Genomic DNA, 20,800 nt, shown 5'->3' on the forward strand with positions numbered 1-20,800 from the left:
TCGATCGGATCACCCTGAAGTTCGCTGCTTTCGCCGTCTGGGTGCCGGACGGGCCAGGACATCGGCGGAACGGGCGTGCCCGCGCCGCGCTGTGGGTGGGAATGTGTTCGGACGGTGGTTCCGGTTCACCCTGCCCGTCGGCTCGCCCGCTGGCGATTCGGCCGCACCGGCTGTCGAAGGAGCTTCGCTGTGATCCATACCGCCCGACCCGTCGATATCCTGCTCGTGGAGGACGATCCGGGTGATGAGCTCATGACCCGTGGGAAGCGGTCGAAGAGCACGAGATCGCGAACACTCTGCACGTCGCGCGCGACGGCCAGGAAGCCCCGGATTTCCTGTTCCGCCGGGGTGCGCACCTGCATGCACCGCGCCCGGATCTGGTGCTGCTGGAACTGAATCTGCCCAGATACAACGGTCACCAGATCCTGGCGAAGATCCGCGCCGACGCCGAACTGTCCGATCTGCCCGTGGTCATTCTGAGTACCTCCTCCGCCGAGGAGGATGTGGTGAGCAGCTACCGTCTGTTCGCCAACGCCTACGTCACCAAACCGACGGACCTCGACGAATTCACCTCTGCGGTAAGGCAGATCGACGAGTTCTTCACCCAGCTCGCCCGATTGCCCAGCCGCGGTCAGCCTCCGGATCAGATCTCGATCCGCGACCCCATGATCACCGTGCGCTCGCGCGGCAGCCGGAAGTGATCGACGGCATCGGAGGCGGTGTAGCTGATGGCGATGAAAAGCCTCTTGCGCCAGCGCGGCATCGTCCGGGCCGGCCCCGCGTGCAACTCGACCTTGGAGAGAAAATAGGACGCGTTCTCGAGGTCGAGCACGCCCTCGGTATCGGCGGGATCGAGCCGGGCCAGGGCGGCCTGTACGTCGGGGGTCTGCATATAGCCGACCTTGGTGGCGATATGGACGATGCCGTCATCGGTGTAGCCCAGATGATCGACGCGCACGTGCTCATCGAGCGAAATGCGCGGCACCGGTTCGGTTTCGATCGACATGATCACGATCTGCCGATGGCGGACATGGTTGCGTTCGACATTCGCGCGCAGGGCCAGCGGCGCAGTCTGCTTGCCGCGGTTCAAGAACACCGCGGTGCCCTCGACGGTTGCGGGCGCCGCCTGGTGCTGCCGCAGTTCGTCGATGAATTCTTGCAGCGAGCCTTCCTGCCGCTCACGTTCGGCGACAACCACTTCACGGCCCCGACGCCAGGTGGTCATGATCGTGAAGGCGGTGATGCCGATCAGCAGGGGCAACCAGGCGCCGTGCACCAGTTTGGTGAGGTTCGCCCCGACGAACAGCAGGTCCACCGTCAACAGCGGGACGGCGCCGAGCACTGTCACCCACAGCGGCAGTTGCCATTTCGCGCGGGCGAGATAGCTCAGCAGCAGCGTGGTGATGGTAATGGTGCATGTCACCGCCATGCCGAAGGCGAACGCGAGCGCGGTCGAACTACGGAAGGCGAAGACGAGGGTGAGTACGGAGACCATCAGCAACCAGTTGATGCCCGGCACGTAGATCTGACCGATGGTCGATTCGGAGGTGTGGACGATCCGCAGTCGAGGCAGATATCCGAGCTGCGCAGCCTGGGACGCAACGGAATACGCGCCGGTGATCACGGCCTGCGATGCGATCACCGTCGCCGCGGTGGCCAGTACGACCACCGGAAGCCTCCCCCAGCCCGGCACCAGCAGGAAGAACGGGCTCGCGGCATGCGCCGGATCGGCGAGCACCAGCGCGCCCTGGCCCAGATAGCTGAGCACGCAGGCCGGGAACACCAGGAAAAGCCAAGCGCGAGTGATGGATCGGCGGCCGAAGTGCCCCATATCGGCGTACAGGGCCTCGGCGCCGGTCACCGCCAGCACGATCGCGGCCAGCGCGAAGAACGCCACACCGAAATGCCCGGCCAGGAATCCCAGCGCGTAGGTCGGTGACAGCGCCCGCACAATCGCCGGATCCGTACGGATGCCGCCGATTCCGCACGCCGCGATGGTGAGGAACCACACCACCATCACCGGTCCGAACAGACGGCCGACGGTTGCGGTGCCGCGCCGCTGCACCAGGAACAAGGCCATGATGATCAGGGCGGTGGTCGGCACGATCAACCGCGCCAGTGACGGTTCGACGATCTGCACACCCTCGACCGCGGACAGCACCGAGATGGCCGGGGTGATCATGCTGTCGCCGAAGAACAGCGAGGCGCCGAAGATGCCCAGTCCCGCAAGGACTACCGCCGCTCGCCGCTCCCCCGGCGGGGCCCAGTGCCGCACCAGCGTGATGAGCGCCATGATGCCGCCCTCGCCGTCATTGTCGGCGCGCATCGCGATCAGCACGTAGGTCACCGTCACGATGATCATGACGGACCAGAACACCAGTGACACCACGCCGAACACATTCTCGGCGCGGACGGGCACGGCATGCGGGTCCGCCGGATCGAAGACCGTCCGCAGGGTGTAGATCGGACTGGTCCCGATATCGCCGAAGACGACACCGAGTGCGCCGAGCACCAGACTCGACCGCGCCGCCGGATGCACATCCGGGGCCTCGGTCTCCGATCGTTCCGACGAGTCCACGTCGCTTCCCACTGTGCCCGACCTCCCTCGCTGAGACGCCGCGGCGCCGGGGCGCACACCCTGACGCCGCGGCGCTCGTTCTCGCTGTCGGCTTACCCAGCCTGGCGGTGATCTACCGGCACTCCTCTCATCGACAGCGCCGCGCGACCGCAGAGCGCCACGGCCGGGCCGAGCACAAATCCGTAGACGACCACCAGGCCGTGCGCGTTGTCCTGCGCGAACCACAGGATCAGGCCCAGGGCGGGTGCGGCGAGGGCGAGCAGGCCGCGTGGGTGCGCCGCAGCAGGACGGCGGTCACCGGCGCACCGAGAAAGTATGTCGCCGCGGAGCTTCCGGCGAAGTGGCGTGGCGCGGAGCTGACGCTGGTTATTCCGGCCAGTACGTCGACATGGCTTGGCAGGAGCGCCCCGGCGGCGAACAGGGCGAGCATGAGCGGTGCGCCCCAGATCCATTCGGAACGCGTCTTTGATCTTCTCCCCCGCATCCTCGAGGTCGGCCTTGGCCTTCTCCGCTTTGCCTTCTTGCTCTTGGTCCTCGTCGCCGATCAATTGTCCGCGCTTCTCCCGCGCCAGACCGGCGAGCTTGCCCGCCCTATTCCTTGCCTTGTCGCTCGCGCTCATCTCGTTCCGACCCGATGTGGATCCGAAGTCTCCTCGCGACCCATCCCCGGCCTACCCGGCGCGCTGTCCCCGAAACGAGTCCGGTTGTTGCCGAACCCATGGCAGGGGCCGATCACAAGATCGCATTCGGCGGCGATTGGGGACTTTCGGCCGTGCCTGCGGGCGTAATGAACGGGATATGTTGAGTACTACATCCCCTGCCAGATCGGACGCGGCCATGATCAAGGTTTTTCTCGTCGACGACCATGAGATCGTCCGGCGGGGTCTGGTCGACCTGCTCCAGGGTGACCCCGACCTCACCGTGGTGGGCGAAGCGGGGGATGTAGCCCAAGCCCTGGCCCGGATTCCCGCGCTGCGCCCCGACGTCGCGGTGCTCGATGTGCGCCTGCCCGACGGCAACGGCATCGAACTGTGCCGGGAACTGCTCTCGCGCCTGGACGACCTGCGTTGCCTCATCCTCACCTCGTTCACCGATGAGCAGGCCATGATGGACGCCATCCTGGCCGGGGCCAGCGGATACGTGGTCAAGGACATCAAGGGCATGGAGCTGGCCAAAGCCATCAAAGAGATCGGCGCGGGCCGCTCACTGCTGGACAACCGTGCCGCCGCCGCGCTGATGCAGCGCCTGCGGGCCAGCACACAGCCCGACGGCCCGCTGGCCGGACTCACCGAACAGGAGCGCAAACTCCTGGATCTACTCGGCGAGGGTCTGACCAACAGGCAGATCGCCGAACGCATGTTCCTGGCCGAGAAGACGGTCAAGAACTACGTCTCACGGCTGCTGGCCAAGCTCGGTATGGAACGTCGGACCCAGGCGGCCGTTTTCGCTTCGAAACTGCATACGGCACAGCCTGATTCATAACTGCCCGAATCGCCGCGGTGCGATTCACCTGTGCACCTGTAGAAGTCGCTGCCGGCCGAGGCTCTCACTCAATTCCGGCATGACACCGAGCGATGATGCCGGCCACCTGTTCGCGGCTGACCTGATTTCCGAATTCCGTGCACAACCGGTCCACTGTCCGGCTGAATGAGCTCTCGCGGAGTCTCATCCATATCGGGCCTTCCACAGCCAGTATGTTCGTCACACGACAAAGTCTGCTGGACAAGCACTCTCGACAGCAGGGCCGAAGGACCTCGTGATTGACCGGGCGAACCGCCGGCAGGACATCGCGCGTGAAGACCACTCGGCCGCAGGAGACGCCCGCCAGTAGGTGGAGCGCTTCGGCACGTTGCCGGTCGATCGCGATGCGAGCCGCAAAGCCGTCCGTCGGGAATCGGTTCACGGAACCCCTCTGGGGAGGCGGCGGACCCGGCCGTCTTGGTCCGCACCCTCGCCCGATCCGAGCTCGAACCCATTGCCGCCGAGACACATCGGCTGCTCGCCACCGCGCTCTGCAACCTCCGCCATCCGGCCGCGATCGCCTCCTGAGGCGATCGCCCACATCACCACCGAGAAACCTCGGCACCCGAGGTTCGAGAACGCCGCGCGGGAACCGCCTAGGATGAGCTTGCAGCAAGTTCACACACCGTGCGCCTGCACAACTCTCCAGGAAAGCCGACGTGACCAGCGACCCCTCGAGCGGTTCCTACTCGGTTCGCGAGACCCTTTCCCAGTTGCGACTTCGGGAATTGCTCGTCGAGGTCAAAGATCGCGTCGAGCAGATGATCGACGCGCGCGATCGCATGGACGGACTCGTCGAGGCCATGCTGACCGTCACCTCCGGCCTGGATCTCGACGAGACACTGCGCACGATCGTGCATACCGCCATCACGCTGAGCGATGCGGGCTACGGGGCGCTGGGTGTCCGCGGCCACGATCTGCTGCTCGACCAGTTCATTTATGAGGGCATCGACGAGGCCACGCGCGCCCACATCGGCGATCTGCCGGAGGGCCGGGGCGTGCTCGGCCTGCTGGTCAGCCAGCCCAAGACCATTCGACTGCAGAATCTGGCCGACCATCCAGCTTCGGTCGGCTTCCCTGCCAACCATCCGCCCATGCGCACCTTCCTCGGCGTTCCGATCCGCATTCGTGACGAGGTTTACGGCAACCTGTATCTCACCGAGAAGTCCGGCGGGCAACTGTTCACCGAGGACGATGAGGTGATCGTGCAGGCCCTCGCGGCCGCGGCCGGTACGGCCATCGACAATGCGCGACTGTACGAATCGGCCCGCACCCGGCAGGCGTGGATCGCGGCCACCCGCGATGTGGCGACGGAATTCCTGGCCGGAACCGATTCGGATCAGGTGATTGCCCGCGTGGTGAGCGATGCCCGCACCCTCACCCGGTCGGAGTGGTCTTTCCTCGCGGTCACCGACGATCCGGAACTCCCGGTCGATGAGACCACCGAGCTCACCATCGCCGAATTATCCTCGCCCGGAGCCGAACTCAGCAGCCCGGTGGTGCACACCACCGACACTGCCATCGGTCAGGTGTTCCGAGTCGGCTCGCCGCTGCGCTACACGGATACGGACGATATCGACCTCGGCGTCGAAATCCCCGAGGCCGGCCCGACATTGATCCTGCCGCTGCACGCACAGGGTTCCGCCTTCGGCGTGCTGGTGCTGCTGCGGTCCGCCAAATCGGCACCGTATTCCGACGAGGTCGTGGAATTGGCGGCGGCTTTCACCGATCAGGCCGCGCTGGCCATCAAACTGGCCGAGGCGCAACAGCGGGTGCGCGAGCTCGACATCCTCACCGACCGCGACCGGATCGCACGCGACCTACACGATCACGTCATCCAGCGACTGTTCGCCGCCGGGCTGAGCCTGCAGACCACGGTGTCTCGGGCCCGCTCGGCCGAAGTGCGAGAACGACTCTCGGATGTCATCAATGATCTGCAGGACGTCGTGCAGGAGATCCGCACCTCGATTTTCGATCTGCACGGCGGCAACAGTCAGAGCACCCGGTTGCGCCAGCGCATCGAGCAACTGATCAAACAGCACACCGGCGACCTGGAACTGCGCACGTCCCTGCGCATCACCGGACCGCTGTCGGTGGTCGACGCCGAATTGGGGGACCATGCCGAAGCCGTGGTGCGAGAGGCGGTCAGCAATGCCGTGCGGCACTCGGGCGCCGCAGTCCTCACCGTCGAGATCGACGTGGCCGATGATCTCACCATCATCATCACCGATGACGGCTGCGGCATCCCCGATGACATCACTCCGAGCGGCTTGCACAATTTGACCGCCCGCGCCGAACAGGCGGATGGGCATTTCACGATGGAGCGCAGCGGCGAATACGGCGGCACCCGGCTGCACTGGTCGGTGCCACTACACTGACCAGTGCTGCTGCGGGGCAACGGTTTTCGATCAGCCGTGCCGCACCATGTGGGCGCCACAATCGCCGCGCTCACCGACGGCCTCGGCGCCGATGCGGTCATGGAAGCCGTGGGAACGCCGGAGACCTTCGAACTCGCGGTAGACCTCATGCGAGCGGGCGGACACGTTCGTCGTAGCGCTGACCACTATCGTGCGCATCGGCTCTTGGAGCTGCCTCGAAATTAGCCCTGCGAACGCTCCGTGCGGAACGTTCGCAGGCGATTCCTGGCGTGGCCGCCGGTGAGATCCGGCGTCGCAGGGGTCAGACCGCGGTGAAGTACTCGATCTTCGGTGCGCCCGCCAGCAGCGGTGCCATCAGTTTGCCGGCGGCGCGGAAATGGTCGGACCGGCCGTGAGCTTCGACAGCCGCCTCGTCGGAATACAGTTCGAAGAACCGGTAGTTATCGGCATCGGCGTTGGAGCGCACGAGCTGGTAGGTCAGGTTTCCCGGTTCGTTGGCCCTGATCTGCTCGATCAGATCGGCGACGACGGACTCGAACTCGGGACCCGAACCGGGCTTGACGGTGATCTCGGCGATGACTGCGATCATGATTTCTCTCCTTTTTGTGCGACGGTACCGGCCGGGGCCGGCGGCTGCGGTGATCGGGCCACACAATTTGCTCATATCGGCAGGTAGTCCCCGTCAGTTGCCCAGTGGTCGGCGACGATGGCGTCATCGAGCAGCTCTTCGATGTCCCGCGGTGGATGTCCGAGTTCCGCGAGGATCTCCGAGGTGTGCTGGCCCGGGGACGGCGCGGGGCTCAGCGATCGACAGGGTGTGAAGTCGCTGCGGACCCAGTCGGCGACGGGTACCCAATAGCGCAATCCGCTCGGATGTTGCACGAATTCCCCTCGCCCCGAGGGGATTTCCTTTGATTCAGCGGCCGGATTCGCGGGGTTCCGTGCGGCGGCCACCGCTGCTCGCCGCATCATGCGGCCGGTGACGATCGGATGCGCGGCCCACTCCTGTTCCAGCGCATAGCGAACGGCCTCGGCCACGGTGTATCGAGCGATGCGCGCGGGCAGATCGGCCGGAACGCCCGCGCCCGGCGTTCGCGTGCGGTCAGCACCCGCGCTCACGAACAGCCACCCGTCTCGCGCCCGGTGGATCTGATCGCCCGGGCCGGTGCCGCGCGCATCGAGCCCGCCGGGTTCGCTTCCGTCGCCGTTCAGGAAAGGCAGCTGAATCCAGGTCGCCATGCGGGCCAGTGAGGTTCGCGCACTGATGTCGTACCCGCCGCGGCTGCGGGCGACGAGCCCGAGGATTGCCGCGAACGCACCGGAGTATCCGGTGAAATAGTCTATGCAGGAAGCCAATCCATGCAGTGCCGGAGTGCGCTGCCCGCCGTAGCGGGTCATGATGCCGGCCGCAGCCTGCAGTGTCGGGTCGTAGCCGGGCAGCACATCGGAGACCGCCGGATCAGGTCCGCCGTGGGCGGTCATGGCCACCGTGATCACGCGGTGGTCGACTCGATGGGCGTTGTCCGGATCGAACCCGAGCCTGCTCGCCTGATGGGGCAGACAGTTGTGGGTCAGCACATCCGCGCGCGCGATCATCTCGCGCAGTACACCCTGACCGGCGTCGATGGCGAGGTCGATGGCGATGCTGCGCTTGCCCGGATTGACCTCGAGGCCGAAGTGCAGCGTCTGGCGCGGCCCCATCTTCGGCACCGGCGGCACGATCTGGATGACGCCGGCGCCGAGTTCGGCGAGCGTCCTGGCGCAGGACGGTCCGGCGATCACGTTCGACAGATCCAGCACCGTAATGCCGTCCAGCCAACCGGTGGCGGGCCTGGAGTCGGTGCCGACGGGACCGAAGGTGCGCACATGCGGCCAAGCGCCCGTGGCGATTTCGGGGTCGGTGAGCCCGGCGGCCGTCACGTCCACCTGCCGCCCCGGTTCGACGTGATCGCCTGCCCGCCGCACGATGCCGTTCCCGAGGGCGAGCGCGTGCTCGATCCATTCGGCGGTGGTGCGCTGCACCGCGGCGGGCACACCCGCTTCGGTGAGCCGCTGCTCCCATTCCAGTGCCGGCCGCCGGCGAAAGGCGCGCGCCAATGCCGAACGCAGCGACAACCATCGCGGAGAAGCCCCGCGGTAGGCATTGATATTGGTCGACGAGGGCGGCACGTCCAGGCAATCGCCCTGCACGAATCCGAGGTCTGCGGCTTTGCCCGCCACACCGGTCACGGCGAGCAGGCCGGCGACGTGCTTCTCATTGTCCATCGCGCACACGAACAGGCTGCGGCCGTCCGCGCACCGATAGTTGGCGAACAATGGCGGCGAGAATCGGTTCGTCAGCTCGCCGAGCCACGCTGTGCTGCCGGGCAATACGTCCCCGAGCCTGCCGCGCGTGAGAACAGCGGGCATACGGAATGCGGCCGCCGCGTCCAGCAGCTTCTTCGGCGCGGGCGGCATGTTGTAGCGATCGGGCTGATCCTCGACCCGGTACACCAGACCCGCCGCCGCCGACATGGCCGCATCCAGCAGCGATACCTCGATTCGATCGCCGTGGCCGTGCGTGCTGCGCGCGAACAGCGCCGCCGTGACCGCGATCGCGCCGTGCACTCCGGCATAGACCGACGGCAGCGGCAGCGGCGTATACGTCGGCGGCGCATCGAAAATCGCACCCGGCAGCGACAGATCACTGTAGAAGCCGCAGGCCGCCGAGATGACACCCTCCCAGCCCGGCATCACACTGCGCTCGTCATGGCGCGAGAACCCCGGCAGGGACAGATAGATCACGCCGGGATTCGCCGCGGCCACCCGCGCATATCCGAACCCGAGGCGGTCCATCACACCGGGCCTGAAGTTCTCGATCACCACATCGGCGTCCTCGACAAGCGCCCGCACCCGCGCGGCCGCGTCGGCATGACGGAGGTCGACGGCCTGAACGCTCTTGCCGCGCTGCAGGATTGCCGATGTGGCAGGATCGCAACCACTACCGCCCGGCGGCTGCACGACGATCACGTCGGCACCTTGATCAGCCAGGAAAACACCGGCCAGCGGCCCCGCGAGGTAATGCCCGAATTCGACCACTCGCAACCCGCTCAACACGGCGGCCTGGCGCCGATCCTTCGACCTGTCGGGCATAACCACAGTGGCGCTCCTCGCCGAGACAACCTACTTGAAAGTAAGTTATCCCGGCAGCGACCAACCAGCAAGGCCGGGCCGCGCCACGTGGTGAAACCACTCACGAACCAACGTTGTTCGCAGCCGAGTTGTCTCGAAACGCCACAATCGTTCGCGGCGATAGACACGGCGGGGATGTGGTCGACACCAGTCGGCGGTCCCAGTACCTCGACAACGGAGTACCACTATGCACAACAGCGACCCCGCTCGCGGTCTGCACACTCGCGGCCGGCTCAATCGGCGAATCACGGTGGCAGTTCTGGGCATTCTCACCTCTGCGGCAGCGCTGAGCGGCTGCTCGACTACGTCGTCGACGACGGGCCAGCCGTCGACGACATCCACCGTGGTCAGCGCATCCGCCGCGCCGAGTTCCGGCGCCCCTTCCCCCTCGGGCGACGGCTCCGGCCCCTCGCAGCCGGGAAGTGACGGCGGGAACCCTCCCCCGGTGTCACCCGGCGCGCCGGAATCTTCTGCGCCGCAACCGACTACCTCGGATCCGGCACAGCCGGGCTCGAGTTCGCATCCGCCGTCCGGGACGCCGTTCGGCGGCGAAGGGCTCAGCGCCCAGCAGGTCACCGATCTGCAGAAGGCGGTCGACAGCGGACATCAGCCGTGGCGGCTGGATCGCATCCAGGTCGCAAAGACCTTCGTGCTGGGCCGATTCGGCTGGTCCGACGTACAGACAAGCGGCAACGCGCCCACTATCGTCTTCGTGACCAACAGCGACGGCAGCAAGGTCGGCCTGAACCTCTATCAACCGGCAACCCAAGGCGGCCAAGGAATCTGGGTTGTTCAGAGCGGGATGTGGAGCAGCCAGGGGTGAGGATCGCGCGCGCCGAATTCGACGCCGCACCTCTCGGTCGGCCGTGACTCAGGACGCGTCGGTGAAAGCGCCGTCGATGAGCACCGGAACGACCTTGCTGGCATCGATTTCGGTCGCGACCGCCACATCGTCGGCGAATCCGATTCCCGCCAGCTCACGACCGGAGGCGCAGTCGGCGATGAGTGCGGGGACATCCTCGATGCTGTCGTAGCAAACTTTCGCCACCCAGGCCTCCGGCGACAAGGGACCGGCGCCGTTCTCGACAAGCGCCGCGAGCAGAGCCGCGGCGCCGAGCCAGTCCTCGAGCGCGGGCCGCAGCGCATCCTGACCCGGCCAGTGCTCACCGGCCGCGATCACCGCGATGGGCTGCTCCTCAGTCCCCCAGCCCTGCTGGACAATCCAGCACGCGACCGCATTCACATTCCGTAGCGAGGCCGCGATAACCGGCGCCCCGCTCACCGCCGCCGAAATCGCGGACCCGTTCGGCGACGGCAACACCAGGCGGGCCGGGGCAGGCGCACGCCGCAGGGCGGCGCGCGACAAGGACCACGGCTGCTGTGCGGACATCGCCGTCCGCCCGACCGCGAGCTCCGCGGCCTGCCGAGCGGCGAATTCCGCGGCCGTCCCGTCCCGCCACGGATACGGCAGCACCTTCGTCCCGGCCTCGACCGCCACGATCACCACCACCGCCGCACTGCCCGGCCCGAGCGCCTGCGCGCCCGGCAAACCCCAGTCGAATCGCACTCCCCACCAGACGGTCCACCAACCCGGTCACCGCGCCGGTGGTCTGGCCGGTGTGATCTTCGCGCTGCTCGCGCCGACCGGCCTCCCGCCGCAGATCCGGCTGTCCATCGGCGGCACACTCCTGGGCGCGAAAGCAATCGTCGGACGGATCGAGACCCGTGAATTCCGCTGGCGTTTGGCGGTTTTCACCGCGGTCGCATCGAATGTGGCGCTCATCGGCTGTTATCTGGCCGGCGCGGGAGGTACAGCCGGTATGGTGGCCGGCGCGGTGGTCGCCGCACTGATCGTCGTCGGCGATATGGCGCGAACACGGTTGCGGCGCAATGCGACACATCGGATCGACAGTTTCGCGGTACTGGTACTGGCAGAGGTCGTCGGCGGTGTCGTGCTGACGTCGATCAGCGGCGACGCACGTTTTGTCCTGGCCCGAACCTCGCTGTATATCGCCATCGCCGGAATCGTGGTGCTGGCCAGCGCCTGGACGGATCACCCGTATATGCGCGACGCGCTCAAACCGGTTGCCGCCAAGGGTGATCCCGCTGCGCGCCGAGGGCTTCGATCGAGTCTGGTCCAAGGATGCCGGTTTTCGCCGGATCTACCGGTTCATCACCGCGACCCTGGGCCTGGTCCTGCTCACGGACGCGGTGCTGCGGGTCCTCGTAATCTACAGCTACCCGCCCGACCAGGCCGGCAAGTCATCACTGCTGTCCGGGCTGCCTCTCGTCGCACTGATCGCACTGTGGTTCTTTCCCAATCGCACCCTCCTCATCCCCCGCGCCCGCCGTCTACTCGACGCGGAGATGGAAGAGCAGACGAAAGTCGCAGTGGCATAGCGAGAGTCGCTGACCGGCAATACGATCACGCGTGTGAGTGCACCCGATATGGTCCTGCAGTACATCAATGCGACCAAGTGGCCGGTGGTCGGCCTGACGGTCACCTTCCTGCTGCGCGGATCGATCGTCGACCTGATCGGGCGCGTTCAATCCGCCAGGGTGCAGGCCGGCGGGGTGTCCGCCGAACTCGAGGCTCGCGCCGCCCGCACCGCCGGAGCGATCGGCGCGGTGGCCGATACCCCTGTTGTCGTACCCGCATCGGCCGCGGGCACCCAGTCGCTGCCAACCGCAACGCTGACCGCGCGCCTCGGCGGCGAGACGGAGGCGTTCCCCGCGCGGTACTTCGCCGGCTACGCGGGCAATATGCGCAACCATCCCGGCCTGTTCGTCGCGCTGACCCTGACCGAGGGCCCGGATCAGCGCCGCCGCACCGAAATCGAGAAAGGTGTGCACGAATTGCGGGTGCTGTCGAGCATGGATGTCCGCGACGAGATCACGACGAACCAGCCCGCGCTACAGCTGGCGGTATGGGCCGAAAGGCTGATCCAGCGCGTGATCGAGGTCTATCCGGAGCGCACCTATCTCGGCCCGATCGTCTGGCCGGGCACGCCCGCGGGACTCGCCGTCGGCTTCCGCAGCCTGGACCTGCTGAAGGCCGCCGCTGCCGCCGCTCCGGCCGCGGTGACGCCCACTACGGTGCGCTCGTACGCGGACGGTGTCCGGAGTTTCGCGGGTCAGTACGCGGATTATGTGGACGCGATGTTCCGGGCCGCCGACCGGTGCCTGGCCGCGCACGCGGCCGGCGATGCGAAACCCGCGGATTCGGTGGCCAGCAGCAACTGAGTCGTTCCTGGATCGAAGTCGCACATCGGGCGATACTGCTGAGGTGACCGGCTCCGAGAATGACGTGAACGACGACCAGGTGCCCGCGTGGGCCCGGCGGACCGCGGGCGAATCACGGTGGTGGGCCACCAGCGCCCTGGTGGGCATGCTGGTGCTGCAGTACTTCCTGCCCCAGGAGTTCACGCCCGGGCCGCGCTGGCTGGTGCCGGGAATCGGGCTGGTGCTTGTCATCGTGCTCATCGCGGCCCGCTCGTTCCGTATCGACCGGGAGGAAATGTGGCTCCGCAGACTCGGACTGAGCCTGATGGCGCTGCTGGCGTTCTCGATGGTGTGGTCCGTCTACCACCTCGTGAAGGGCCTGATAGACGGCGCGGTCAGCGACAATGCCGCCGGACTGCTGACCTCCGGCGGCGCGGTCTGGCTGTCGAATGTGCTGGTATTCGGGCTCTGGTACTGGGAACTCGATCGCGGCGGGCCGGCGGCTCGGGCACACGCGCGCAAGCCGTATCCCGATTTCCTGTTCGTACAGATGCAGAATCCGAACCTGGCGGATCCGGACTGGGAGCCGAATTTCCTGGATTACCTGTATCTGTCGTTCACCAATGCGACCGCATTCAGCCCCACCGATGTGATGCCGATGTCGCGCTGGGCAAAATCGACCATGATGGTGCAGTCGGCGATCTCGCTGATCACCGTCAGCCTGGTCATCGCCCGCGCCGTGAATGTGCTGAAGTGAGAAGCGAATTCGGCCCGGCTACCGGTTGATCCACATGTCCAGGACCACCATCACCACGGCGATCAGCACCAGCACCACCGCGATCGTCATCGACTGACCGATGGTCATGCAGATACCGGCGGCTAGGAAAAGACTCAGTACCGGAGCCCACACGAAATAATCGGGCGCACCCAGCGCCCGCTTCTTCGCGACCGCGCCACCGCGCGGATTCCCGCCACCTACGCCTCGGTCACGTTCCGACCGACCACCATTGACCCTGTCCACCTGCGACACAATACATTTCATCCGCCGGCGGCGGGCACCGAGGGTTCGCAGGTCCTGGACATGCGATCACCAGGAAGCGGTGGCGGCGAACCGCGAGGCGGGCCGCCACCCGTTCCTGGTCAAGGAATCAGCGGCGGCGCAGGAGTACGCCACGGACGTAGGCCGCCTGGCCGGAGTGCTGGATATCGTCGTCGATCACGCTGACCAGGCGAACGGCCAGGGTTACCGGCGGATTCCAGCGGGTGTCGACAATGCGCGGAAGGTCGGCGTCCACCAGACCGGAGACGTAGTCGATGGTCTGCGCGTGCACGGCGTCGTAGTAGCCCGTCAGCAGATCGGCGGAGATACCGGTCACCTGCGCCACCTCGGCGGCAGCGTGCCCGTATCCGGTTGCGGTGTCATCGAATGCGAGGTTGAACCGTTTCGCCCAGTCCTGGGTCAGCCAGACCTGCTCCAGGCCCGCCACGCCGGCAATGTGATCGTCCTGGACGCGGGTCAGATGCCAGATCAGCCAGGCGATCGAATTACCGCCCTCATCCAGCTGCTGCGACAATTCCGCCTCGGTCAACCCCTCGACCGCCCCGTGCACGTTCTCCTTGATCCGGCCGAAGGCATCAACCAGCAAATCAGCACTCGTCATGCCGACATACAAGCACACGGCGGGCGGGCGTATTCCCGCCCGCCGCACCGATATCGGTGGCCGGGCCGGTGGCTACGCGTTCATGCGGTGAACCGCTCGGCGAGCCATCCGGTCAGTTCGTCCCGGTCATGGTTCGTGATAGACGGTCTCACAGTACTTTTGGGCAGACCGCGGCCGGGTTATTTCCGCAAAAAGCCGCAGCTCAGGCCGACCGGACGGTATCCGGGCGGGGCGGTCGCGGCGGCAAGGCGCAGCAGCCGGGAACGCAGGGCGCGCCGTTGGGAGTGCACCCCAGGCTCGGCATCTCGCTGAGCTTCCGGGGCTGGGCACCGGTGAGCTGCTCTTCGACCAGATCGACGACCATATGGGCGAATCGGGAATCTCCGCCCGGCGTGGCCGCGCGGGCGAAGGCCATGCCCAGTTCGGCCGCGCGCTGCTTGGCCTCGTTGTCGAGGTCCCAGATCACCTCGAGATGATCGGAGACGAAACCCACGGGGCAGATCACCACCGCGTCCACTCCCCGTGCGGCGAGCGCGTCGAGGTGATCGACGATATCGGGTTCCAGCCACGGCACCTGCGGCGGACCAGAGCGGGACTGCCACACCACCTCGTATTCGTCGAAACCCGTTGCGGCTGCGCATAGTCGGGCCGCCTCGGCGACCTGGCGGCTGTAGAGCCGCTGCTCCCCCGGCGGGCCGGCGGCCATATCGGCCGATACCGGGATCGAGTGCGCGGTGAAGACCAGCCGGGCGCGCTCCCGGCGATCCTCGGGCAGTGACGAGACCGCCGCGCGGATGCCGTCGGTGATGGCGTCGATGAAGAGCGGATGATCGAAATACTGGCGCAGCTTGACCAATTCGGGGGCATTCGCGACGTCGGCGCGGGCGCGGGCGATGTCCTCGTGGTACTGCAGACAGCCCGAGTAACCACCCCAGGCGGAGGTGGGAAACACCAGCGCGGAACGGATTCCGTCCACGCGCATACCCTCGACGGTGTCCTCGACCATGGGATGCCAATTGCGATTGCCGAAATACACCGGCAGATCGATTCCGCGCGAAGCGAATTCGGCCTCGACCGATTTGATGATGTCGAGATTGAGCGCATTGATCGGCGATACCCCGCCGAAGTGCAGATAGTGCTCCGCGACTTCGGCGAGGCGTTCCGGAGGCACGCCCCGGCCCCGAGTGACGTTCTCCAGGAACGGCATCACGTCTTCGGGGCGCTCGGGACCGCCGAAGGACAGCAGTAGCAGCGCATCCACTTTTTCAGTAGCGGGCTCCGCGGCGCGAGCGCCGAGGTCATGCACTGCCACGACCTACTCCTTCAGCTCAGTTGGTGGGAAACCCGTTCGCCGGGAACCAGGTGTTGTGGCTGGCGCCGCCGTCCACGTAGATGATCGAACCGGTGGTACCGGGCAGCCAGTCCGACAGCAGGGTGACCACCGACTTGGCGACCACCGTCGGGTCGTCGACGTCCCAGCCGATCGGAGAGGCGCCGTCCCAGTAGGTGTTCAGCATGGTGAGCTGGTTCGCATCATCGGTAGCGGTGCCGGCGATGGCCTTGGCCGCGAGGGTCTTGATCGGCCCGGCCGCGATCAGGTTGGAGCGAATGCGCTTGGCCTCGCCCACCTCTCGCGCCACATAGCGGTTCACCGACTCGAGCGCGGCCTTGGCCACACCCATCCAGTTGTAGTACGGCATGGCGGTACGCGGATCGAAATCCATGCCCACGATGGAGCCGCCCTCGTTCATGGCCGGCAGTACCGCGCGGGCCAGCGAGGCGTAGCTCCACGCCGAGATCTCGAACGCCTTGGCCGCATCCGGGCCGGGGCCCTCGAGGAACGGCTTGGACCCCGGACCCATCAGGGTGCGCGGCGCGAAGGCGATGGAGTGCAGCACGCCGTCGATGCCCTCGGGGGCCAGCTCGTTCAGCTTCGCCGCCAGCTCGCCGAGGTTCTCCTCATTGGTGACATCGAGCGGGATGGCCGGGGGAACCTCCTTCGGCAGCCGCTTGGCGATCCGGTCGATCAGCCGCAGCCGGTCCGGAATACCGGTGATGATCACCTTGGCGCCCTGCTCCTGCGCCACGGCGGCGGCATGGAAAGCAATGGACGAATCGGTGATGATGCCGGTGATGAGTACGGTCTTGCCTTCGAGCAATCCACTCATGGGTTGGTTGGTTCTCCTCGTTGAAAAGTACTGGTTGCCAAGGGGTTCGGAGCGCAGGGCCTAATCGGGCGAGACGCTCAGTGGCCCATGCCCATACCGCCGTCGACCGGGATGATCGCACCGGAGATGTAGGAGGCGTCCTCGGAAGCGAGGAAGCTGATCACACCGGCGACATCCTCGGCCTGGCCGATCCGGCCCGCCGGGATGAAATCGAGTGCGGTCTTGCGCATCTCGGGAGTCATCTCGTCGCGGGTCATATCGGTGTCGATCAGGCCCGGCGCCACCACATTCGCGGTGATATTGCGCTTACCGACCTCGCGGGTGATGGCGCGCGCCATGCCGACGAGACCGGCCTTGGCCGCCGCATAGCTGACCTGAGCGGGAGCGCCGATCTGGCCGACCACCGAGCCGAGGAAGATGACGCGGCCGAAGCGGCCCTTGAGCATATTGCGGTTGGCGCGCTGGGCAACTCGCCACGCACCGGTGAGGTTGGCGTCGATGACCTTCGAGAACGACTCCTCGCTCATGCGCATGAACAGCACGTTGTCCACGATGCCCGCATTGGCCACGACGACCTCGACCGGACCCTGGTGCGCCTCGACCTCGGTGAACGCGCGATCCACCGACTCCGAGTCGGTCACATCGCATTTCACGCCGAAGAGGCCCTCGGGCACACCCGAACCGCGATGCGTGACAGCGACCTTGTGTCCATCGGCAAGCAGGCGCAGGGCTACCGCGAGCCCGATGCCGCGATTGCCGCCGGTCACCAGTACCGACCGGGATGTGATGTTCGACATAGAGGGAAACCTATCTGTTCGTTGGCGGGACTCGGCGCGCGGTACCGAATTACGGCAGACGCTGACGATAGAGCAGCGCTGTCACCACCCCGGAGGCGGTCACCAGCAGACCCAGCAGCAGCCACGGCCGGCTCGCATCGCCCATTGTCAGCTCGTACCCGATCTGCTGATCGAGTGTGTCGTACACCTTACGAAGCTCTTCCAGCGTGGAGGCGGTATAGAAGTCGCCACCGGAGAGCTGGGCGATCTGATGCAGGGCGTCATCGTCGACCGGAACCCGCACGCGCTGCGAACCCTTGCCGTCCTGATCCGGAATCTCGACGGTGCCCCACGTCGTGCCGAACGAAATCGTCGACACCGGAATGCCTTTCTCCTTCGCCAGACGCGCGGCGGTGAAGCCGTGGCGCGGATTGTCGACATCCTTGTCATCGGGCACGGTCTGCTTACCGTCGGACATGAGCACGATGCGCGCGGGCGGCGGAGTCTCGGCACCGCCGAGCACCGAGGCCAGCGTGTCGATCGATTGCAGCGCGGTCAGAATGCCCTCACCGGTGGCGGTGCGCTCGGCCAGCTTCATGCTGTCGATGGCCGCCTTGACCGCCTGGCGATTGGTGGTCGGCGACATCTGCACCGACGCGGTGCCGGCGAAGGTGACCAGACCCAGGTTGATGCCCGGGGTCAGACCGTCCGCGAATTCCTTGGCGGCCTTCTTGGCCACCTGAATTCGGCTCGGCGGCACATCGGTCGCCTCCATGGACAGCGACACGTCGATCACCAGAATGACGGTGGCGCGATTGCGCGGCACCTTCTTCGTCGCGGTCGGACCGGCGGCGGCGATGGTCAGCAGAATCAGGCCGACCAGCATGAGCGCCACCGGCACATGCCGGAATCGACTGGGCTGGCTGGGCGCGACCCGCTCCAGCATCTCCATATTGGAGAAGCGCAGCACATGCTTCTGGCGCCGCCGCTGCACCACCACGTAGAGCAGCGCGATCAGCGCGACTACGACCAGGAAAGCCAGCCAGTACTGCGAGGTGAAATTGGAAATGCTCACTGTCGTGGCACCCGCCCGGCATTCGAGGCGCCGAAAGTATGGCGCCGGGTGGACACGAACCGGACCACGTCGGCGATCCAGTCCCGATCGGTACGCAGGTCCATCACCGGCGCGCCGCAACTGCGCAGCGCCAGCTCCACCTGCTCCCGGTGCCGCTGCGCCGCTTTCGCGAAATCGGCGCGCAGTGCGGGGGTCACGCTGAATTCGCGGGTGCGCCCGGTCTCCGGATCGTGCAGCACCACGTCGCCGACGTCCGGCAGTGCCATATCCAGCGGATCGAGCACCTCCACCGCGAGCAGATCGTGGCGGCCGGAGATGGCGCGCAGGCTGCGCTGCCAGTCGATATCCCCGAGGAAATCGGAAATCACCACGGCCAGACCGCGTTTGCGCTGCGGACGGCGCAGGGATTCGATGGCGCCCTGCAGATCACCGCGCACACCGTCGCGGGCGTGCGGGGTGGTGGCGATGGTGCGCAGCATGGACTGCGCGTGCACACGCCCGCTGCGCGCCGGAATGCGAATCAGCTTCTCGCCATTGGCGACCACCGCGCCGATCCGGTTACCGCCGCCGCTGGTGAGATGGGTGACCGCGGCCGCGGCGGCAATGGCCAGATCGCGCTTCTCGCATCCGGTGGTGCCGAAATCGAGGCTGGCGGACATATCCACCACCAGCCAGGTCTCCAGCTCACGGTCGGCGACCATCTGCCGCACATGCGGATGGGTGGTGCGGGCGGTGACCGACCAATCCATCTGGCGCACATCGTCGCCCGGCTGATACATGCGCGCATCGCCGGGTTCGGATCCCGGGCCCGGGATCAGGCCCATGTGATCACCGTGCAGCACACCGTCGAGACGGCGGCGCACGGTGAGTTCCAGAGTTCTCAGCGCAGCGGCCAGACGCGGATCGCTCAGATCACCCTGCCGGAACGAGGGCGGGGCGTGCGAGGAGCCGCTGGGAGTCGACATCGTCACGGGCGCAACCGAATCCGAACCCGGCCTCACTTGGGCTGAGGCTGGCCGGGCACTCCGGAAGCCACACCGTTGGGCGGCTGCGGAATCCCGTTGGGCGCCTGCTGAATTCCCTGGGGGGCCTGGAACGGCGGTGCGGCGGGCATCGGCGCGGGCGCGCCACCCGGGGCGACGGCCTGCGGGGCCACCTGCGGCAGACCGACGGTCTGCAGCACCCGGTTGATCACATCGTCGGGCGAAACCTCGTCGGCGAGCGCGTCATAGGACAGCACCAGACGGTGACGCAGCACGTCCGGAATCACCTCGACCACATCCTGCGGCACCACGTAATCGCGGCCGCGAATGAGAGCCACCGCGCGCGCCGCGGCAATGATGCCGAGGCTGGCACGCGGGGAGGCGCCGTAGGCGATCCACCCGGCCACATCCTGCATGCCGAAATCGGCGGGCTTACGGGTCGCGGCGATCACGCGCACGACGTAGTCGACCAGCGCGTGGTGCACGAAGGTATTGGCGGCGACCTGCTGCAACCGCACCACCTCGGCGGGGTCGAGCACCGGCTTGGCCTCCGGTGGGGTGACGCCCATCCGGTAGATGATCTCGCGCTCCTCCTCCACGGAGGGGTAATCCACGACCACCTTGAACAGGAAGCGGTCGCGCTGCGCCTCGGGCAGGGCGTACACGCCCTCGCTCTCGATGGGGTTCTGAGTCGCCATGACCAGGAACGGATTCGGCATCGGGTAGGTCTTGCCGCCGATGGTGACATGCCGCTCGGCCATCACCTCGAGCAGTGCCGACTGCACCTTGGCGGGCGCGCGGTTGATCTCGTCCGCGAGCACGAAGTTCGCGACGACCGGGCCCAGCTCGGTATCGAATTCCTCGCGGCCCTGCCGGTAGATGCGGGTACCCACGAGGTCGGTGGGCACCAGGTCCGGGGTGAACTGCACGCGAGAGAAGCTGCCGCCCACCACCTTCGCGAAGGTTTCCACTGCAAGGGTCTTGGCGATACCGGGAACACCCTCGAGCAGCACATGGCCACGTGCGAGCACACCCACCAGCAGTCGTTCGACCAGCCGATCCTGACCGACGATCACTCGTTTGACCTCGTAGATCGCCTTCTCCAGGGTCTGGACATCGCGCTCGAGGGTGTTCGGCGGCGGCGCGTCCTTCACCGTACTTACCGTGCTCACACCATCAGTCGAAGTCACCAAAATCCCCGCTTTCGCCTTGGTCTCTGTGCGTGCTGCCACAACTATTCCAGGTATCGGCCGCGAACGCCGCACCC

Annotated in this window: 19 protein-coding genes and 2 pseudogenes; 8 read left to right on the forward strand and 13 right to left on the reverse strand. The window is 66.6% G+C overall.

Features of this window, described 5'->3' with window-relative positions; all coding sequences use genetic code 11:
- Positions 1-252: 252 nt before the first annotated feature.
- Positions 253-629, forward strand: a pseudogene (locus OG716_RS13640) (response regulator); the annotation flags it as partial.
- Between the two features lie 14 nt (positions 630-643).
- Here the strand turns inward: OG716_RS13640 and OG716_RS13645 are convergent.
- Positions 644-2,590, reverse strand: coding sequence for a potassium transporter Kup (locus OG716_RS13645; RefSeq protein WP_405138006.1), 1,947 nt, complete (start codon positions 2,588-2,590; stop codon positions 644-646).
- 80 nt (positions 2,591-2,670) lie between these two features.
- Complete coding sequence (locus OG716_RS13650) at positions 2,671-3,198, reverse strand: hypothetical protein (protein ID WP_405138007.1); 528 nt, start codon at positions 3,196-3,198, stop codon at positions 2,671-2,673.
- Positions 3,199-3,415: 217 nt separating this feature from the next.
- Between OG716_RS13650 and OG716_RS13655 the strand changes: the two genes are divergently transcribed.
- From OG716_RS13655 to OG716_RS13665, 3 genes and pseudogenes are all read left to right on the forward strand, one after another.
- On the forward strand, positions 3,416-4,060 hold the full coding sequence (locus OG716_RS13655; RefSeq protein ID WP_405138008.1) for a response regulator: 645 nt from the start codon (positions 3,416-3,418) through the stop codon (positions 4,058-4,060).
- Between the two features lie 698 nt (positions 4,061-4,758).
- A complete protein-coding gene (locus OG716_RS13660; RefSeq protein WP_405138009.1) occupies positions 4,759-6,477 on the forward strand; it encodes a GAF domain-containing protein in 1,719 nt (572 codons plus the stop codon).
- Between the two features lie 27 nt (positions 6,478-6,504).
- A pseudogene (locus OG716_RS13665) lies at positions 6,505-6,663 on the forward strand (zinc-binding dehydrogenase); the annotation flags it as partial.
- Positions 6,664-6,778: 115 nt separating this feature from the next.
- Here the strand turns inward: OG716_RS13665 and OG716_RS13670 are convergent.
- The gene (locus OG716_RS13670) at positions 6,779-7,066 is read right to left on the reverse strand and encodes a putative quinol monooxygenase (RefSeq protein WP_405138010.1); all 288 of its coding nucleotides are present in this window, start codon (positions 7,064-7,066) and stop codon (positions 6,779-6,781) included.
- Between the two features lie 71 nt (positions 7,067-7,137).
- The gene (locus OG716_RS13675; RefSeq protein WP_405138011.1) at positions 7,138-9,609 is read right to left on the reverse strand and encodes a CoA transferase; all 2,472 of its coding nucleotides are present in this window, start codon (positions 9,607-9,609) and stop codon (positions 7,138-7,140) included.
- 226 nt (positions 9,610-9,835) lie between these two features.
- Here OG716_RS13675 and OG716_RS13680 point away from each other — a divergent pair, with 226 nt between their 5' ends.
- Positions 9,836-10,471 carry a hypothetical protein gene (locus tag OG716_RS13680; RefSeq protein WP_405138012.1) on the forward strand — a complete coding sequence of 212 codons (636 nt, stop codon included), beginning with the start codon at positions 9,836-9,838 and terminating at the stop codon, positions 10,469-10,471.
- A gap of 48 nt (positions 10,472-10,519) precedes the next feature.
- Here OG716_RS13680 and OG716_RS13685 read toward each other — a convergent pair whose 3' ends face one another.
- Complete coding sequence (locus tag OG716_RS13685) at positions 10,520-11,215, reverse strand: 2-phosphosulfolactate phosphatase (protein ID WP_405138013.1); 696 nt, start codon at positions 11,213-11,215, stop codon at positions 10,520-10,522.
- Positions 11,216-11,745: 530 nt separating this feature from the next.
- On the opposite strand from OG716_RS13685, the gene OG716_RS13690 reads away from it, so the two are divergent.
- Genes OG716_RS13690 through OG716_RS13700 form a run of 3 tightly spaced genes read left to right on the forward strand, consistent with a single transcriptional unit; the run spans position 11,746 to position 13,627 of the window.
- Positions 11,746-12,048, forward strand: a complete 303-nt coding sequence (locus OG716_RS13690) for a hypothetical protein (protein ID WP_405138014.1) — start codon at positions 11,746-11,748, stop codon at positions 12,046-12,048.
- A gap of 33 nt (positions 12,049-12,081) precedes the next feature.
- A complete protein-coding gene (locus OG716_RS13695) occupies positions 12,082-12,891 on the forward strand; it encodes a hypothetical protein (protein WP_405138015.1) in 810 nt (269 codons plus the stop codon).
- A gap of 43 nt (positions 12,892-12,934) precedes the next feature.
- On the forward strand, positions 12,935-13,627 hold the full coding sequence (locus OG716_RS13700) for a hypothetical protein (protein ID WP_405138016.1): 693 nt from the start codon (positions 12,935-12,937) through the stop codon (positions 13,625-13,627).
- A gap of 18 nt (positions 13,628-13,645) precedes the next feature.
- Here the strand turns inward: OG716_RS13700 and OG716_RS13705 are convergent, their stop codons facing one another.
- The 8 genes from OG716_RS13705 to OG716_RS13740 all read right to left on the reverse strand — a co-directional run bounded on the left by OG716_RS13705 (position 13,646) and on the right by OG716_RS13740 (position 20,705).
- Complete coding sequence (locus OG716_RS13705) at positions 13,646-13,891, reverse strand: hypothetical protein (RefSeq protein WP_405138017.1); 246 nt, start codon at positions 13,889-13,891, stop codon at positions 13,646-13,648.
- Between the two features lie 127 nt (positions 13,892-14,018).
- The gene (locus tag OG716_RS13710; protein WP_405138018.1) at positions 14,019-14,531 is read right to left on the reverse strand and encodes a DUF664 domain-containing protein; all 513 of its coding nucleotides are present in this window, start codon (positions 14,529-14,531) and stop codon (positions 14,019-14,021) included.
- A 202-nt stretch (positions 14,532-14,733) separates the two neighbouring features.
- On the reverse strand, positions 14,734-15,843 hold the full coding sequence (locus OG716_RS13715) for a ferrochelatase (protein WP_405138019.1): 1,110 nt from the start codon (positions 15,841-15,843) through the stop codon (positions 14,734-14,736).
- A gap of 16 nt (positions 15,844-15,859) precedes the next feature.
- Positions 15,860-16,699, reverse strand: coding sequence for an NADH-dependent enoyl-ACP reductase InhA (inhA, locus tag OG716_RS13720; RefSeq protein WP_297625964.1), 840 nt, complete (start codon positions 16,697-16,699; stop codon positions 15,860-15,862).
- Positions 16,700-16,776: 77 nt separating this feature from the next.
- A complete protein-coding gene (gene fabG1 / locus OG716_RS13725) occupies positions 16,777-17,496 on the reverse strand; it encodes a 3-oxoacyl-ACP reductase FabG1 (protein ID WP_327138748.1) in 720 nt (239 codons plus the stop codon).
- Positions 17,497-17,545: 49 nt separating this feature from the next.
- The gene (locus tag OG716_RS13730; protein ID WP_355131277.1) at positions 17,546-18,550 is read right to left on the reverse strand and encodes a VWA domain-containing protein; all 1,005 of its coding nucleotides are present in this window, start codon (positions 18,548-18,550) and stop codon (positions 17,546-17,548) included.
- A complete protein-coding gene (locus OG716_RS13735; protein ID WP_405139677.1) occupies positions 18,547-19,515 on the reverse strand; it encodes a DUF58 domain-containing protein in 969 nt (322 codons plus the stop codon). Before OG716_RS13735 ends, OG716_RS13730 begins: the two co-directional genes overlap by 4 nt.
- A gap of 32 nt (positions 19,516-19,547) precedes the next feature.
- A complete protein-coding gene (locus tag OG716_RS13740; protein WP_405138020.1) occupies positions 19,548-20,705 on the reverse strand; it encodes an AAA family ATPase in 1,158 nt (385 codons plus the stop codon).
- Positions 20,706-20,800: the final 95 nt, after the last annotated feature.

It is taken from the genome of Nocardia sp. NBC_01388 (genome assembly GCF_045040085.1).
Taxonomy (GTDB): Bacteria; Actinomycetota; Actinomycetes; order Mycobacteriales; family Mycobacteriaceae; genus Nocardia.